General features: G+C 73.1%; 15 protein-coding genes, 1 tRNA gene and 2 pseudogenes. 7 read left to right on the top strand and 11 right to left on the bottom strand.

Features of this window, described 5'->3' with window-relative positions; genetic code table 11:
* A pseudogene (locus tag HLB15_RS17160) lies at nucleotides 1-297 on the top strand (hypothetical protein); the annotation flags it as partial.
* Nucleotides 298-307: 10 nt separating this feature from the next.
* Here HLB15_RS17160 and HLB15_RS17155 read toward each other — a convergent pair.
* Together HLB15_RS17155 and HLB15_RS17150 are read right to left on the bottom strand one after the other, a co-directional pair.
* Nucleotides 308-1,105, bottom strand: a complete 798-nt coding sequence (locus tag HLB15_RS17155; RefSeq protein WP_171106967.1) for a carbonic anhydrase — start codon at nucleotides 1,103-1,105, stop codon at nucleotides 308-310.
* Nucleotides 1,106-1,130: 25 nt separating this feature from the next.
* Nucleotides 1,131-1,727: an NYN domain-containing protein gene (locus HLB15_RS17150; protein ID WP_171106966.1), complete on the bottom strand. Its 597-nt coding sequence runs from the start codon at nucleotides 1,725-1,727 to the stop codon at nucleotides 1,131-1,133.
* Between the two features lie 120 nt (nucleotides 1,728-1,847).
* Between HLB15_RS17150 and HLB15_RS17145 the strand changes: the two genes are divergently transcribed.
* The 4 genes from HLB15_RS17145 to HLB15_RS17130 all read left to right on the top strand — a co-directional run bounded on the left by HLB15_RS17145 (nucleotide 1,848) and on the right by HLB15_RS17130 (nucleotide 5,259).
* Nucleotides 1,848-2,573 (top strand): response regulator transcription factor, encoded by a 726-nt coding sequence (locus HLB15_RS17145; protein WP_171106965.1) that lies wholly within the window; start codon nucleotides 1,848-1,850, stop codon nucleotides 2,571-2,573.
* A complete protein-coding gene (locus HLB15_RS17140) occupies nucleotides 2,566-4,014 on the top strand; it encodes a sensor histidine kinase (protein ID WP_229785099.1) in 1,449 nt (482 codons plus the stop codon). The genes HLB15_RS17145 and HLB15_RS17140 overlap by 8 nt, the downstream gene beginning before the upstream one ends.
* Nucleotides 4,015-4,112: 98 nt before the next feature.
* A complete protein-coding gene (locus tag HLB15_RS17135) occupies nucleotides 4,113-4,817 on the top strand; it encodes an HD domain-containing protein (RefSeq protein ID WP_171106964.1) in 705 nt (234 codons plus the stop codon).
* 157 nt (nucleotides 4,818-4,974) lie between these two features.
* Nucleotides 4,975-5,259: a WXG100 family type VII secretion target gene (locus HLB15_RS17130; protein WP_171106963.1), complete on the top strand. Its 285-nt coding sequence runs from the start codon at nucleotides 4,975-4,977 to the stop codon at nucleotides 5,257-5,259.
* Nucleotides 5,260-5,372: 113 nt separating this feature from the next.
* Here HLB15_RS17130 and groL read toward each other — a convergent pair whose 3' ends face one another.
* The 6 genes from groL to HLB15_RS17100 all read right to left on the bottom strand — a co-directional run bounded on the left by groL (nucleotide 5,373) and on the right by HLB15_RS17100 (nucleotide 11,088).
* Complete coding sequence (gene groL, locus HLB15_RS17125; protein WP_171106962.1) at nucleotides 5,373-7,001, bottom strand: chaperonin GroEL; 1,629 nt, start codon at nucleotides 6,999-7,001, stop codon at nucleotides 5,373-5,375.
* 195 nt (nucleotides 7,002-7,196) lie between these two features.
* Entirely contained in the window at nucleotides 7,197-8,696 is a 1,500-nt protein-coding gene (locus tag HLB15_RS17120; protein ID WP_171106961.1) for a phytoene desaturase family protein, read from the bottom strand.
* 255 nt (nucleotides 8,697-8,951) lie between these two features.
* Entirely contained in the window at nucleotides 8,952-9,155 is a 204-nt protein-coding gene (locus HLB15_RS17115) for a cold-shock protein (protein WP_171106960.1), read from the bottom strand.
* A gap of 221 nt (nucleotides 9,156-9,376) precedes the next feature.
* On the bottom strand, nucleotides 9,377-10,006 hold the full coding sequence (locus tag HLB15_RS24885) for a LytR C-terminal domain-containing protein (RefSeq protein ID WP_171106959.1): 630 nt from the start codon (nucleotides 10,004-10,006) through the stop codon (nucleotides 9,377-9,379).
* A 42-nt stretch (nucleotides 10,007-10,048) separates the two neighbouring features.
* On the bottom strand, nucleotides 10,049-10,357 hold the full coding sequence (locus tag HLB15_RS17105; protein ID WP_171106970.1) for a DUF3263 domain-containing protein: 309 nt from the start codon (nucleotides 10,355-10,357) through the stop codon (nucleotides 10,049-10,051).
* 17 nt (nucleotides 10,358-10,374) lie between these two features.
* Nucleotides 10,375-11,088: a uracil-DNA glycosylase gene (locus HLB15_RS17100; protein WP_171106958.1), complete on the bottom strand. Its 714-nt coding sequence runs from the start codon at nucleotides 11,086-11,088 to the stop codon at nucleotides 10,375-10,377.
* A 114-nt stretch (nucleotides 11,089-11,202) separates the two neighbouring features.
* Here HLB15_RS17100 and HLB15_RS17095 point away from each other — a divergent pair, with 114 nt between their 5' ends.
* Complete coding sequence (locus tag HLB15_RS17095; protein WP_373291065.1) at nucleotides 11,203-12,057, top strand: SGNH/GDSL hydrolase family protein; 855 nt, start codon at nucleotides 11,203-11,205, stop codon at nucleotides 12,055-12,057.
* Between the two features lie 102 nt (nucleotides 12,058-12,159).
* On the top strand, nucleotides 12,160-13,707 hold the full coding sequence (locus HLB15_RS17090; RefSeq protein ID WP_444544339.1) for an MFS transporter: 1,548 nt from the start codon (nucleotides 12,160-12,162) through the stop codon (nucleotides 13,705-13,707).
* 404 nt (nucleotides 13,708-14,111) lie between these two features.
* Here the strand turns inward: HLB15_RS17090 and HLB15_RS17085 are convergent.
* The 3 genes and pseudogenes from HLB15_RS17085 to HLB15_RS17075 form a co-directional block, all read right to left on the bottom strand.
* A tRNA-Thr gene (locus HLB15_RS17085) sits at nucleotides 14,112-14,187 on the bottom strand.
* 95 nt (nucleotides 14,188-14,282) lie between these two features.
* On the bottom strand, nucleotides 14,283-15,143 hold the full coding sequence (locus HLB15_RS17080; RefSeq protein ID WP_171106957.1) for a DsbA family protein: 861 nt from the start codon (nucleotides 15,141-15,143) through the stop codon (nucleotides 14,283-14,285).
* A gap of 128 nt (nucleotides 15,144-15,271) precedes the next feature.
* Nucleotides 15,272-16,059, bottom strand: a pseudogene (locus HLB15_RS17075) (hypothetical protein); the annotation flags it as partial.

Here is a 16,059-nt window from a genome sequence, read left to right as displayed (position 1 = left end):
CTCGGCGAGGCGCAGCGGGCCGGCGTGGTGCTCCGGGAGGCCGCACGGCTCGCCCGCGGGGACGCCGACGCCGTCGTCGCGGCGGCCGAGGCGGCCCCGGCCGAGGAGGGCGGCGAGGCCAACGGACCGATCACCGGCGGCATGATGCTCGGCGGCATCCTGCTCGACCCGCACCTCGTCCGCTCGCGCCGCCGTGCGGGCACGGCGCGCATCGGCGGCGGGTTCGGCGGCGGCGGGTTCGGCGGCGGTCGCCCGATCACCCTGCGCCGCCTCGGCACGCTGCGGGTCCGGCGCTGACGCCCGGCGCTCAGTCCGCCAGGATCACCGTGCCCTCGGCGGGGTGCCGGTCGCCCTCGGGCTGCGTGTGCCGGGCGTTGTGCCCGCGCGAGGCTTCCTCGAGCACGGCGAGCTGGCCGGCCGAGAGCTCGACGGGCGTCGTGTACACGATCCACTGCACGCCCTCGGTGCACGGCGGGGTCGTGAGGCTGCCGGTGTAGGTCTCGAACGTCGGGTCGGCGGGCAGCATCGCCTCGACGTCGAGCACCAGGTCCTCCGTGCCCGGCGCCGCCGCGCCCTCGACGAAGGGCTGCCAGGCGGCGTTCTCGTCCGGCCCCTCCTGGGCGAGCACGCCGACGACGAGCGTCCCGCCGTCGTCGGTGGTGTGCACGAGGTGGAACTCCGCGGCCATCGCCTCGCCGTCGACCGTGTGCTCCGAGGGCGCGTGGAAGTGCACCTGGGCGAGGTCGTACTCCGTGCCCTCCCACTCGACGGAGGACCCGTCGTCCTCGGGCACGAGCTGGACCGTGTGACCCGTGTCCACCGCCTCGGCCTCGGTCGGCTCGGCGGTGATCCGCGGGTGCTCCCCCGTCGTCTCGGACGGCTGTGCGGGCAGGTCGATCGGCGACTGCGCGTGCCCGGTCGAGCACGTCGCGAAGTCGGCCGACAGGTCGCCCCACGCGTCCTGGCCCGCCTCGCCGTCGTACGTCCAGTGCACCTCGCCGGCGTCGGCGGGCGGGGGCGTGTCCCCACCCTCCGCGGCGTCGCCGGCCGCGCAGGACGCGAGCAGCGGGAGGAGCAGGAGGGCGGGCAGCGCACGCTTCGTCATGGCTGAATTATGCGCCCTGACCAGCCTAGAGATAGCGCAGCGGGTCGAACTCCTCGATCGGGATGATCCGCACGCGCGGCAGCACCGTGGTGAAGGCGTCGGCGTCGGCCTCGAGGTCGTACATGGTCAGCCCACGCTGCTCGAGCTCGGTGAACCGGGCGTTGACGAACTCCCGGAAGCCGATCAGGCCCACGCGCCGGTCGTCGTCGGCCAGCAGCGCCTCGATCTGCGGCAGGAAGTCGCCGTCGTGGCTCGCGAGCAGCACGTCACCGGGCCGGTCCATGAGCGCGTCGAGCGTGCGCTGGATACCGACGTCGACCACCTTCTCGGCACCCTGCGCGGCCAGGGGGATCGGCTTGTAGCCCATCGCCAGCAGCGCCTGCACGAACGGCATCGGCATCTGGCCCGAGGTGGCGTTGAGGAAGAACAGCGGGACGACGTCCTGCGACCACACCTTCTCCGCGAAGGCCGAGATGCGGTCCCAGCGAGGCCGCTCCTCGGGGGCGGGGCGCCGGTTGAGCACGTTCATGCCGAGCGTGGCGTCGATGTTCTCGCCGTCGACGATGAGATACGTGCGCCGGGGCGTCGTCCGCTCCGGGTCCTGCGAGAACGCTGCTGACATGCGACACAGCGTAGCCGTGCCGCGGACGGCGGGCCGGACGGCCGCCGCGGCCATGTCACCCCGGGCGATTTCCCGGGCGAAACTCAGGCATCGTCCAGGAACCGGAAGCACACTGGAGGCATGGCTACTCCTGAGGCGCGTCTCGTCGTCGTCGACGACGAACCGAACATTCGCGAGCTCCTGTCCACGTCGCTGCGGTTCGCGGGCTTCGAGGTGCATGCGGCAGCGGACGGTAACGGCGCCCTCCAGCTCGTCCGGGACGTCGAGCCCGACCTCGTCGTGCTCGACGTCATGCTGCCCGACATGGACGGGTTCACCGTGACCCGGCGGATGCGAGCGACCGGGCGGCACACGCCCGTCGTCTTCCTCACGGCCAAGGACGACACGCAGGACAAGGTGCAGGGCCTCACCGTGGGCGGCGACGACTACGTGACCAAGCCGTTCAGCCTCGAGGAGGTCGTGGCACGGATCCGCGCGGTGCTGCGGCGGACGGGCGTGCCCGCCCCCGAGGAGGAGGCCGTGCTGCACGTGGGCGACCTGGAGATGGACGAGGACTCGCACGAGGTGCGCCGCGCGGGCATCGAGGTCGACCTCTCCCCCACCGAGTTCAAGCTGCTGCGCTACCTCATGCTCAACTCGGGCCGCGTGCTGTCCAAGGCACAGATCCTCGACCACGTGTGGCAGTACGACTGGGGCGGCGACGCGAACATCGTCGAGTCCTACATCTCCTACCTGCGGCGCAAGATCGACACCCTCGAGGTCGACGGCGAGCCCCTGCCTCCCCTGATCCACACGAAGCGCGGCGTGGGGTACCTGCTGCGCGCGCCGCAGCCTGCCCGTGCTTAGGGAGCGGCTCGCCGGCATCCCGCTGCGTGCCCGGCTCGTCGCGATCATCTCGCTGCTGCTCGCGGCGGGCGTCGGCATCGCGGCCGTCGCGACGACGACGGTCGTGTCGAGCTTCCTCGTCCGGCAGGTCGACGGGGACCTGGAGTCCGCGGCGCTGAACCTGTCGTCGACGCTGGACTCCCTGCAGCCGAGCGCCCAGTCCGGCCTGCCCAGCGACTACTACGTCCGGATCGTGCGCGAGCGGAACGAGCCCGAGACCCTCGGGTACTGGGCCATCGCCCGGTACGGCACGCCGCGGCTGCCGGAGACCACCTACGCCGAGGCCGTCGAGGCCGACGGCGAGCCGTTCACGACCCACGGCAGGAGCGACGGCACCGGCAAGACGGGCACCGAGACGTGGCGGGTCGTGGCGGTCCCCGCCGTCTACCCGACCGGTGAGCGGGCCGTCGTCTACATCGCGCTGCCGCTGGTCGGGCTGAACAGCACGGTCTCGATCCTGACCCGCACCCTCATCCTGTCCGGCCTCGGCATCGTGCTGCTCGGCGGCCTGACGGCGTGGCTGCTCGTCGAGCGCTCGCTCCGCTCGCTGCGGTCCGTCGAGCACACGGCGGCGCAGATCGCGGCGGGCGACCTCACGCTGCGTGTGCCCGCGGCGCCGCCCGGCACCGAGATGGGCTCGCTCGCGGCGTCGCTCAACGCGATGCTCGCCCAGATCGAGCGGGCCTTCGCCGTGCAGGAGGCGTCCGAGGCCAGGATGCGACAGTTCGTCTCGGACGCGTCGCACGAGCTGCGCACGCCCGTCGCGACGATCCGCGGCTACGGCGAGCTCTACCGGATGGGCGCGCTGGACAGCGCCGACAAGGTCGACGACACCATGACCCGCATCGAGGACGCCGCGCGCCGCATGGGCACGCTGGTCAACGATCTCCTGGTGCTCGCCCGCCTCGACGAGGGCCGCCCCGTCGCCCACGAGGACGTCGACCTCGTGGCCCTGGCCCGCGACGCCGCGCAGGACCTGCACGCGCTCGACCCGACGCGCGAGGTGACCGTCGTCGCGCTCGAGCCCGGCGGGCAAGTGCCCGACGCGCTGGTCGTCGAGGGTGACCGCGACCGCCTGCGGCAGGTGGTCACCAACCTCATCGGCAACGTCGCGCGGCACACCGCGGCGGGCACGCCCGCCGAGATCGCGCTCGGCCGGCGGCCGGCCGACGGCGTCGCGGTGCTCGAGGTGCGCGACCACGGCCCGGGCGTCACGCCGGAGCAGGCGCAACGGATCTTCGAACGGTTCTACCGCGCCGACTCGTCGCGCACCCGCGAGTCCGGCGGCTCGGGGCTCGGCATGGCGATCGTCGCCGCGATCGTCGGCACGCACGGCGGCCACGTCGAGGTGGCCGAGACGCCGGGCGGCGGCCTGACGGTGCAGGTCAGCCTGCCCCTGTGAGCGGCGCCCAGCATCCGGGCGGTGGTAGCCGCTGCTGACCCGATCGGGAATAGGCTGGGAGAGCCCGTTCATCGACTCGACCGTGAGGCAGGATTCCCATGGGTGTGCTGTCGGCCGACGCACCGCAGTGGTTCCTCAGATCCTTCGTGCGCAGCGCGCAGGGCGCAGGTGCGACCGCAGGGACGGAGGCGATCGAGGAGGTCGGCCAGGGCCTGCTGGACCGCTGGTCGGACGAGGACCGGCACTTCCACAACCTGCGTCACCTGGCCGCGGTGCTGCACCGCGTGGACGAGCTCGCCGAGGAGACGCACGAGCCCGACCTGGTGCGGCTCGCCGCCTGGTACCACGGGGCGGTGTTCAGCGCGGAGCGCAAGGTGGCCGACGCCGCACGCGGCGGCGAGCAGTCCACCGCGTCGGCCGTGCTGGCGCACGACGAGCTGGTCGCCCTCGGGGTGCCGCAGCGCGCGGCGGACCGGGTCGCTGACCTGGTCAACGCCATCGTGCGGCACGCACCCGACCCCGCGGACTTCGACGCCGCGGTGCTCAACGACGCCGACCTCGCGATGCTCGCCGCCGAGCCGCAGCGGTACAAGGAGTACAAGGCCGCGGTGCGCGCGGAGTACGCGCACATCCCGACCGAGGACTACCTGCGGGCCCGGATCCGCGTGATCGAGCGGCTGCTGGCGCGGCGGTCCCTGTTCCTCAGCCCGCTGGGCGCCGCGTGGGAGGAGCCCGCGCGGCAGAACCTCGACATGGAGCTGCACCGCCTGCGCAAGGAGCAGGCCAAGCTCGCCGCGTCCTGAGGGGCTTTCTCGCGGGCCTGCCGCTCGCCGAGCGTGACCACACCCGGTGTTCTCCCCCGCCTGTGCACAGGCACGCCCGGGCGGCGCCGCGACGCGCCCCACGCCTGCCTACGGTCGACCGGACGCCGGACGGTCCGGCGCACGGGAGGTGAGGACCATGCGGTTCGAGGTGGACAGCGCGCAGGTGGAGCAGGCGAGCGCCGCGGTGGCGGGCTCGGTCGCGGCGGTGCGGAGCGAGGTGGGCGCGCTCGTGCGCAACCTCGACGCGCTGCAGGCGAGCTGGCAGGGGCCTGCTGCCGCCGCCTTCGGCGGCACGGTGGGCCAGTGGCGGGGCGCCCAGGCGCAGGTGGAGGCGGCTCTGGACGCGATCCAGGCCGCGCTGGCCGCGGCCGCGCGCACCTATGCCGAGGCCGAGGCCGCGGCGACGCGCATGTTCACGTGACCTGGCGTCCGCGTGCGCACACGCCGACGCCGGCCGGTCACCCTCCGCGTGAGGGGGTGACCGACCGGCGTCGGACGAGGTGCCGGGCCGGGGCCCGACGGGTCAGGCCGGACTCAGAAGTCCATGCCGCCCATGCCACCGGTCGGGTCGCCGGCCGGGGCCGCAGCGGGCTCCGGCTTGTCGGCGACGACGGCCTCGGTGGTGAGGAACAGCGCGGCGATCGACGCGGCGTTCTGCAGCGCGGACCGGGTCACCTTGACCGGGTCGTTGACGCCCGCGGCGAGCAGGTCCTCGTAGTCGCCGGTCGCGGCGTTGAGGCCCTGGCCGGACGGGAGGTTGCGCACCTTCTCCGCCACGACGCCGCCCTCGAGGCCCGCGTTCACGGCGATCTGCTTCAGCGGGGCGTCGATCGCGGCACGCACGATCGCGGCGCCCGTCGCCTCGTCACCCTCGAGCTCCAGCTTCGAGAACGCGACGGCACCGGCCTGGATGAGGGCCACGCCACCACCGGCGACGATGCCCTCCTCGACGGCGGCCTTCGCGTTGCGGACGGCGTCCTCGATGCGGTGCTTGCGCTCCTTGAGCTCCACCTCGGTGGCCGCACCGGCCTTGATGACGGCCACGCCGCCGGCCAGCTTGGCGAGGCGCTCCTGCAGCTTCTCGCGGTCGTAGTCGGAGTCCGACTTCTCGATCTCGCTGCGGATCTGGTTGACGCGACCGGCGATGAGGTCGGCGTCGCCGGCACCCTCGACGATCGTGGTCTCGTCCTTGGTGACGACGACCTTGCGCGCCTGGCCCAGCTCCTCGAGCGTGGCGTTCTCCAGCTTGAGGCCCACCGTCTCGGTGATGACCTGGCCGCCGGTGAGGATGGCGATGTCCTGCAGCATGGCCTTGCGGCGGTCGCCGAAGCCCGGGGCCTTGACGGCGACGGACTTGAAGGTGCCACGGATCTTGTTCAGCACCAGGGTCGCCAGGGCCTCGCCCTCGACGTCCTCGGCGATGATCAGCAGCGACTTGCCCGACTTCATGACCTGGTCGAGCAGCGGCAGCATGTCCTTGACGTTCGAGATCTTCGACTCGACGATCAGGACGTACGGGTCCTCGAGCACGGCCTCCTGGCGCTCGGGGTCCGTCTCGAAGTAGCGGGCGAGGAAGCCCTTGTCGAAGCGCATGCCCTCGGTGAGCTCGAGCTCCAGGCCGAAGGTGTTCGACTCCTCGACGGTGATGACGCCTTCCTTGCCCACCTTGTCGAGGGCCTCGGCGATGAGCTCACCGATCGCCGGGTCGCCGGCGGAGATCGCGGCCGTGGCGGCGATCTCGTCCTTGGTCTCGATCTCCTTGGCGGCGTTCAGGAGCTGCTCGGTGACGGCGTCGACGGCCTTCTCGATGCCGCGCTTGACGGCGATCGGGTTGGCGCCGGCGGCGACGACGCGCAGGCCCTCCTTGACGAGCGCCTGGGCGAGCACGGTGGCGGTGGTGGTGCCGTCACCTGCGACGTCGTCCGTCTTCTTGGCGACCTCCTTGACGAGCTCCGCACCGATCTTCTCGTACGGGTCGTCGAGCTCGATCTCCTTGGCGATGGAGACACCGTCGTTCGTGATCGTGGGGGCGCCCCACTTCTTGTCCAGAACGACGTTGCGGCCCTTGGGGCCGAGCGTGACCTTCACGGTGTCGGCGAGCTGGTTGAGCCCGCGCTCCATGCTCCGACGAGCTTCCTCGTCGAAAGCGATGATCTTGGCCATGGGGATGGATCCTCCGCTGGTGGCTTTGTCCAGGCCGGCCGGTGCCCGCGACGGACGACAGCCGTCCGCGACGATCACGTCTCGCCGTGGCCGGATGCCTCACCGTTCGACCCTGCTGTCACTCTCCAACGGAGAGTGCTAAGACATTATTGGCACTCGGACCTGGAGAGTGCAAGACGCCGTCGGTCCGTTCGCTCAGGGCCGCAGGGTCGGCAGGTCGCGTACGTCGAAGTCGCGCCGCAGCGCCCTGCGCGCCGCGTGCCAGCCGGCCATCCCGTGCACGCCCGGACCGGGCGGCGTGGACGCCGAGCACAGGTAGACCCCCTCGGCCACGAGGTAGGGGTCCGGCGCCGCCGTGGGCCGCGCGACCATCTGCCACATGGTCGCGGCCCCGGCCGAGATGTCGCCCCCCGGGTAGTTCTGGTTGTGGTGCTCCATCTGCGCCGCCGGCACGCACCGCGAGGCCACTGCGACGTCGCGGAACCCCGGCGCGAACCGCTCGATCTGGCGGACGACCGCCTCGGTGACGTCCCGTGTCGAGCCCGCGGGCACGTGCGCGTAGGACCACAGCGGCCGCAGCCCGCCCCGCACCCGCCCGGGGTCGACGACGCCCGGGTCGCTCACCAGCACGACGGGCCGCTCGGCGTGCGCGCCGCTCGCCACGGCGTCCTCCGCTGCCACCATCTCGGCGCGCGTCCCGCCGACGTGCACGGTCGCGGCACGGCCGACGTCGGGCACCTGCCACGGCACGGGGCCCGAGAGGACGAAGTCGACCTTGGCCGCGGCGTTGCCGTGCCGGAAGCGCCGGAGAGCGGCCCGGCGCGCCGGCCCGATGCGGTCGCCCGCGACGGAGAGCACCGTGGCGGGCGTCGTGTCGAAGAGGACGGCCCGCGCGGGCGGCAGGTCCGACCAGCGCTCGACCCGGCGACCCGCCTCGACGGTGCCGCCGTGCGCCTCGAGGTCCCGGACGAGCGCGTCGACGATCGCCTGGGACCCACCCACAGGGATGGCCCAGCTCTCCCCCGCGTGCGCGAGGGACGCGAGCAGCAGCGACGTGCCGGCGCCGGAGAGGGAGGGCAGCGGCGTGATGTTGTGTGCCGCAACCCCGGTGAGCAGGCCTTTTGCCTCCTCGGTGAGGAACCGGCGGTCCCAGCGGGCCCCGCCCTGCTCGAGCACGCCGGTGCCGAACCGCAGCCCGGGCCGCAGCATCGAGGCGAGCCCGGCGACCCCGCCGTCGACACCCTCGAGCATGCCGCCGAGCGTGCGCTTGTCCCCCAGCGCCAGCGCGGTGACCTGACGCCAGCCGGCCGACAGCGGCCCGAGCAGGTCGCGCCACGCGTCGCCGTCCGGCCCGAGGCCCTCGGCGGTGCGGTCGAGGTCGCGGTGGGCGATGCCGGCGCGGCCGCCGTCGAGCGGGTGGGCGTAGGCGACGTCGGGGGCGGCGAGCTCGACGCCGTGCGCGGCGAGGTCGAAGGCGCGCAGGAAGGGCGAGGCCCAGGCCATCGGGTGCACGGCGGAGCAGAGGTCGAAGGCGAGGTCGGCGGAGAGCTCGGGGAGCCGGACGGTGCGCGCGCCGCCGCCGACCGTCGGCTGCGCCTCGAGCACCCGGACGCCCAGCCCGGCGCGGGCGAGCGTGACGGCGGCGGCCAGCCCGTTGGGTCCTGAGCCGACGACTACCGCGTCCAGCAGGGTCATCGCTCCATCGAATCACGATCGGCGCGCACCGGGGTGCAGCGACGGCGATCAGGGGGAGATCGAGGTGGCGGGGGCGCCGGACGTGACGAGCAGCCGCGGTACGGGCGGCTGCTCGGATGGCCAGGCATCGTCGTCCGGCGAGGTGCGGGGGTCGTCGTCGACCGTCGGGGGTCGGACGCCGGGGTCTGGGTCCCGGCAGTCCTGGTGTGGGGGGCGGGCGACGGGCAGGCCTTTCCCACCCGCCGTCCCGTCACGTCAGAGCGGGCGAACCTGCTCTGCCTGCGGACCCTTCTGCCCCTGCCCCACCTCGTACTCGACGTTCTGCCCCTCATCGAGGGTTCGGTAACCGTCGGACTGGATCGCGCTGTAGTGAACAAAAAGGTCCTGGCCGCCGGCGTCCGGGGTGATGAACCCGTACCCCTTCTCGGCGTTGAACCACTTGACGGTGCCCTGGGCCATGCGTAGTTCTCCTTGTACCTCTGCACGGGACACTCGGTCGACCCGTGGTGGTTCGAGCCTAGTGGTCCGGCTCACACCAGGGAACCCTCTATGTCCGGTATGAGGGATTAAGCGGAGGGCGAACGCGCAGGTCAGAGCGCTGGGCGCGGCGTCTTGCAAGCAAATATCAACGTGGTGGTACGGAGTGGCGATCTCAACCGCACGTCGAACGGCCTAGACCGTCACTTCACGAGCACCACAACCGCGTACGGCGATGCCGTGACATCCGCCGACTCGATGGCCGACGTGGCACCCACCGCCTGCGCGACGGCGGCCGCGGTGTCGGCGCGGCCGGAACCGTACAGCAGGGTCGTCTCCGTGTAGCCCTGGCCCTGTCCCGACTCGTCGTTCCCGACGGCGACGTTCGCGGCCTGGAAACCCGCAGCGATGACGGCGTCGGCAGCGGTCTGCGCGGAACCGGCGGGACCACCGGAGTTCAGCACCTGCACGGCGGCGGTCAGGTCGGCGGCGGCAGGGTCGCCCGAGATACCCGCCGACGGCTCCCCGGACGCCGAGGCCGACGGCGAGGACGACGGTTCACCGCTCCCACCGCTCGGGGAAGCGCTGGGCGACGCCGGCGCCGATGCCGACGTCGAGGCCGAGGGCTCGCCCGACGCCTCTGCCGGGTCGTCACCCCCGGACAGCAGGGTGATGCCGCCCCACGCAACGGCGGCGCACACGACGGCGACGAGCAGGAACGGCCAGGCCGAGCTCCAGCCGCTGCGCGGCGCCCGGTGCACACCCACGGGTGCGCCCCCAGGGACGGCGACGTCGAACTCGTCGGGCGGGTAGGGGTAGCCACTCTTCGTCACGGCAGAGAGAGTAGCGGTTAGTTGTGACGGATCGGTGCCGTCTCAGTGGTTCTCGTCCGACAGACGGCGTGCGGGACCCCTCCGCTGCCGGGTCGACCGGAGCCTCCGCAGGCGTGTGACCAGCGCGGGGTCGTGCTCGAGGGCCGCAGGTGAGTCGATCAGGGCGTTCAGCACCTGGTAGTAACGAGTCGCCGTCAGACCGAAGAGCTCACGGGCCGCCTCCTCCTTCGCGCCGGCGTACTTCCACCACTTCCGCTCGAAGGCGAGGATCTCGCGGTCGCGGTCGGTGAGGCCCTCGCGGGCCTCCGCGGCCGGTGCGGCGACCTGCTCGACGACGTAGACGTCCGACACGCGCAGCGCGGGTTCCCTCACGGAAGGCGCCAGTCGATCGGCTGCGCGCCCTGCTGCTCGAGCAGCGCGTTCGCCCGCGAGAACGGCCGGGACCCGAAGAAGCCGTTCCGCGCCGACAGCGGCGAGGGGTGCGCGCTCTCGACGACGGGCACGTCGCCGAGCCAGGGCTTGAGGTTGCGCGCCTTCGCGCCCCACAGGATCGCCACGAGCGGGCCGCCGCGGGCCACGAGCGCGCGGATCGCCGCCTCGGTGACCGCCTCCCAGCCCTTGCCCGCGTGGGAGTCGGACGAGCCGGGCCGGCAGGTCAGCGTCCTGTTGAGCAGCATGACGCCCTGGTCGGCCCACGGGCGCAGGTCGCCGTTCGAGGGCTGCGGGACCCCGAGGTCCTCCTGCAGCTCGGTGTAGATGTTGGCCAGCGACCGCGGGACCGGCCGCACGTCCGGCTGCACCGAGAAGGACAGCCCCATGGCGTGACCCGGCGTCGGGTACGGGTCCTGACCGACGACGAGCACCCGCACCTCGGCCAGCGGACGCTGGAACGCCGCGAGCACGTTCTCCCCCGCCGGGACGTACGTGCGCCCCGCCGCGACCTCAGCGCGCAGGAAGTCGCCCATCGCGCGGATGTTCGGCTCGACGTCGGCGAGCGCCTCGGCCCAGTCCGGCGCGATGACCTGCGACAACGGCTGCACGGCGGGGGCGGCGGGCGCGCCGGTGGGGGGTGTCGGGTTCATGGTGGTCTCCACGCCCAGGAGGTTACCGGGACCCACCGACACGGACAGCCTGTGCCACCTCTCACACACCGGATCCGAGCGGTAGCAGGTACCCGGCGGGCCGGGAGCGCGACAATGGGGGCCGTGACCGCCACGACGACCCCGGAACCGGAAGGCCCCGCGACCGACGCCCCCTCGACGCCGCCCGTCCGCTGGGCGCGCTACGTCGCCATGGGTGACTCCTTCACGGAGGGCCTGTGGGACCCGTACCCGGATGCACCCGACGTCCAGCGCGGCTGGGCCGACAACCTCGCCGCGACGCTCTCCGCGCGCCGCATCTCGGCGGGGCAGGAGCCGCTGGAGTACGCGAACCTCGCGATCAGGGGCCGCAAGCTGCGGCCGATCGTCGCCGAGCAGCTCGACGTCGCGCTGAGCGCGCAGCCCGACCTGGTCTCGCTCGTCGGCGGCGGCAACGACATCCTCCGCCCGGCCGCCGACGTCGACGCCATCTCGGCAGCGCTGGAGGACGCCGTCGTCGCGCTCCGCGCGTCCGGTGCCGACGTGCTCATGGCGACCGGCTTCAAGGCGGGCGGCACGCTGAGCTGGACGAACGGCCGCGTCGGCATCTACAACGCGAACATCTGGTCGATCGCCCGCCGGCACGGCGCGCACGTGATGGACCTGTGGGGCATGCGCTCGCTCTTCGACCTGCGGCTGTGGTCCGAGGACCGGATCCACCTCACGCCGGAGGGGCACCAGCGCGTGGCGAACGCCGCCCTGGTCGCCCTGGGCCTCGGACCTGACGACGACGGGTGGGACGCCCCGCTCGACGCCGCCCCGCCGCAGGCGTTCCGTGACACCGCGCGGGCCAACGCCGCCTGGATGCGCAAGCACGTCGGACCGTGGGTGAGGCGCCGCCTGACCGGCACGTCGAGCGGCGACGGCCGGTCCGCGAAGTGGCCGACGCCGCAGTCCTGGCCGCGCGCATGACAGCGTTGGTCACCGTAGACTCCGTCGGGTGATCTGCGCGGTACCTCCGGGTACCGCACCGCCGCCCGGGCGCACGCCGGTGGCGTGCAGGGGGAGCTTCGGATGGTGGAGACGATGACGACCACGGGCATGCCTGTCGCCCAGGACCCGACCGCGCTGGGCCGGGGCCGCCGCTGGACCCTCCTGGTGACGGTCGGCACGGGGCTGCTGCTCATCACCCTGGACAACTCGATCCTCTACACGGCACTGCCGACCCTGACCCGTGAGCTCAACGCCTCGTGGTCGGAGAGCCTGTGGATCATCAACGCGTACCCGCTGGTCATGACGGGTCTGCTGCTCGGCGCCGGCACGCTGGGCGACCGGCTCGGGCACCGGCGCATGTTCCTGGCCGGGCTCATCGTCTTCGGCCTCGCCTCGTTCATGGCCGCGACGGCGCCGACCCCGGAGGTGCTCATCGCGGCGCGCGGCCTGCTCGCCGTCGGGGCGGCCGCGATGATGCCCGCGACGCTGGCGCTGATCCGCGTCTCCTTCACGGACGAGCGCGAGCGCAACATCGCGATCAGCGTGTGGGGCAGCCTGTCCGTGGTGGGCGGCGCCCTGGGGCCCATCGTCGGGGGCGCGCTGCTCGAGCACTTCGCGTGGGGCTCGATCTTCCTCGTCAACGTGCCCGTGGTGCTGGTGGCGGCGGTCGTCGGCGTCGCCGTGGCCCCGACGGACGACCCGCACCCCGACGTCCGGTGGGACTTCATCTCCTCCGTCCAGGCCCTCGTCACGCTGGTCGGTCTGACGGTGCTCATCAAGGAGGTCGCGAAGGCCGAGCGGGACGGCACGCTCCTCGCGGCGGCCGCGCTGACCACGGTCGTCGCGTGGTGGGTCTTCGTGCGCAGGCAGCGGCGCCTGCCCTTCCCGCTGCTCGACCTGACGATCTTCCGCAACGCGGCGTTCGCGTCGGGCGTGCTGGCCGCGACCATCGCGATGTTCGCCATGGGCGGCCTGCAGCTCGCCACCACCCAGCGGTTCCAGCTCGTCGCGGGGTTCACGCCGCTCGAGTCGGGCATGCTCGTCGCGGCCATCGCGCTGGGGTCGCTCCCGTCGTCGCTGCTGGGGGGCATGTTCCTGCACGTGATCGGACTGCGGGTGCTGATCGGCGGCGGTCTCGGCGTGGGCGCAGCGGGCGTCGCGTGGACGATCGTGAGCCTCCAGCACGGCCTGCTCTGGCTGCTCGGCGGGCTGCTCGTGACCGGGTTCGGCCTGGGCGCCGCGATGTCGGTGGCGTCGACGGCGATCATCGGCAACGCGCCCGCCAAGCGAGCGGGCATGGCGTCGTCGGTCGAGGAGGTGTCCTACGAGTTCGGGAGCCTCGCCGCCGTCGCGCTCCTGGGCTCGCTGCTCACCACGGTCTACACGCTCACCGTCCGCCTGCCCGAGGGTGCGCCGCCCGAGGCCGCCCGCTCCATGACCGACGCCCTCACCGCCGAGGGCACGGGCCCCGAGGTGCTCGACGCCGCCTTCCGCGCCTTCGGCAACAGCTACTTCGTCGTGATGGTGGTCTGCGCGGGCGTGCTGGCGGTGGGCTCGGTGGTCACCACGGTCCTCCTGCGCCACTACGGCCCGGGCTCGCAGTCCTCGGCGTACGGGTCGGCGCACTGACGTCGGTCTCTTGTCGGCCCCGGCCTGCTGTGTGCGGTCCCGGCCAGTGGGGCACGCACAGGACCGAATGCGGTTCCCCGTGAAACCGGGCCCGCGTCCACGAGCGCGGCCATCCCGCAGGCCATGCCCGCGGCCGTAGCATCGCGCCATGGATCCCGAAACCTGGCCTGGCTGGATCGGCCCTCTCGTGTTCGTCGGCAGCATGGTCGTGGTGTCGATCGCCGGCGTCCGCGCAGGCCGACGGCTCGGCAAGGATCCGGCGGTCCGGAAGCAGGACAGGCCCTGCCGGCCGGACAGCCCAGAGCGTCGGAGAGGTGGGCCGAGCCAGTGACCCGGCGACGCCAGACCGAGCCGGTACGCCAACAGGCCGGCACCACGGGGGGCACCGGCCTGCTGATCCATCGTGGAGCCGCCTGTCGGGTTCGAACCGACGACCTTCCGCTTACAAGGCGGGAGCTCTACCAGCTGAGCTAAGGCGGCAAGCGGGGAACAGCCTAACCGGTCGAGCCCCCGTGCGGCGCAGGAAATGAACGAGGCCCCGGGCGAACCGCCCGGGGCCCCTGCTCAACCGACCGTCACTCGGACGGCTCGGTGGACGGCTCGGTCGACGGCGCGTCCGACGCGGGCGCCTCGCCCGTGATGGCCTCGGTCAGCGCGCCGACCGTCTGCCATCCCGCGAACCGCTCGCCGTCGATCAGCACCGTGGGCGTCCCCAGGCCCCCGGTCTCCGGGTTCTGGACGGCGGGGTCGTCGGCCGCCACCTGGGTGGCAGCCCTGACCCACTCCTCGTACGTCTTCATCGCGTCACCGGACGCGATGCCGGCGGCGACGTCGGCCGGCACGCCGGCGCCCTCCGCGACCTGACCGAGCTGCTCGTCCGAGAGGCCCGGGGTCTGCTCCTCGGGCTGGCTCTCGAACAGCGCCTCGTGGTACGCGTTGAACTGCTCGGGCGCACGGTCGGCCACCCAGGCCGCCGACGCGGCCGCGCGCGTCGAGTACTCGGTGCGCTGCGACGCGCGGTCGAGGATCGAGACCGGGTGCACCACGAGCGTCACGTCACCCGCCTCGCGCATCTCCGTGATGCTCGCGCCGTTCAGCGCCTCGAACTGGCCGCAGACGGGGCACATGTAGTCCACGTACACGTCGAGCACCGGGGCGCCCTCGTTCTCGGTGCCCGCCGTCCCCTCCGCGCCGACGGGGATGCCGGTCTGCTCGACGACGCCCGCGGGGACGTTCTCCACCTTCTCCATGGGCGTCTTCTGACCCTCGGCGAGGATCAGCCAGATCGCGACACCCAGACCGATGACGGCGAGGGCGAGCAGGCTCAGCACGATCACGCGGGTGCGCTTCTCGCGGGCCTGCTGCTTCTTCTGGAGTGCGAGGGCCTCGGCGCGCGCCGCGTCCCGGCGCTGCGCCTTGGTCATGTTCGTCGACATCGGGGTCCTTCGAGGATGCGGGCCAATGGGGGCGAGGCGCGACGACGCGCCGCCACAAGACTACTAGCGCTCGCTGGGAGATCCCTGGGCGTTTCGTTACGATCGCACGCCGGTCGGTCGGTGACCGGCTACCAGGCGACGTCGGGCCGCCCACCCAGCGGCCACCACCGGACCACCACCTCGCCGTCGAGCAGCGGCACCGCCGCGACCACCGCGAGCGCCAGGAGCACCAGCACCAGCACGAGCCGGACCCGCCGGGAGCGCGCGATCCGCGGCAGCAGGGTCGCGGCGCCGACCCGGGTGCCGTACGACGCGGGCCCCCACCAGGCGACGACGACGGTGACCAGCATGGCGACGGCGAGCACCAGGCTGTCGACGATCGGCCGGTTGACGCCGCCCAGGGACCGCGCCTCGATGGTGGGCACGGGCGCGATGATCACGTTGCCGGGCCCGAACACGGCGAGCCCGAGCAGCACGACGATGACGCCCGCGCACACCGCGACGGCCACAGCGGGCAGCACGCCGAACACGGCCCGCACCAGGTACCAGGGCGACAGCAGGGTCGTCACGGCCGTGTCGGACGGGCGCGGCCCGCGCCGGGCGCGCCGGAGCCGCACCTCCTCCACCACGATGCCCGCGAGACGCAGCCCGGCGAGCAGGGCGACGAGGACCGCGACGGCGGTGCCGGGCAGGGTGGCGCCGAGCGCGACGAGCGCGAGCCCGGCGAGGGCGACGATCCCGCGGAACCCGGCCACGCGAGCCGGGTTGACGGGGGCGGGCGCGGACGCGGCCTGCGGCGCGATGGTCGGTGGGGCGGACGGCGCGACGGGGCTCGGGGCGCCCACGGCACGTCCGGTCACCGAGCGTCCGCGCGCGGGGACGGCGGCCAGGTCGCTCACGCCGCCCTCGGCACCAC

Source organism: Promicromonospora citrea, from assembly GCF_013004695.1.
Classification (GTDB): Bacteria; Actinomycetota; Actinomycetes; order Actinomycetales; family Cellulomonadaceae; genus Promicromonospora; species Promicromonospora citrea.
The sequence above is the reverse complement of the archived record's forward strand: the minus strand, read 5'-3'. Positions and strand labels throughout refer to the sequence as shown.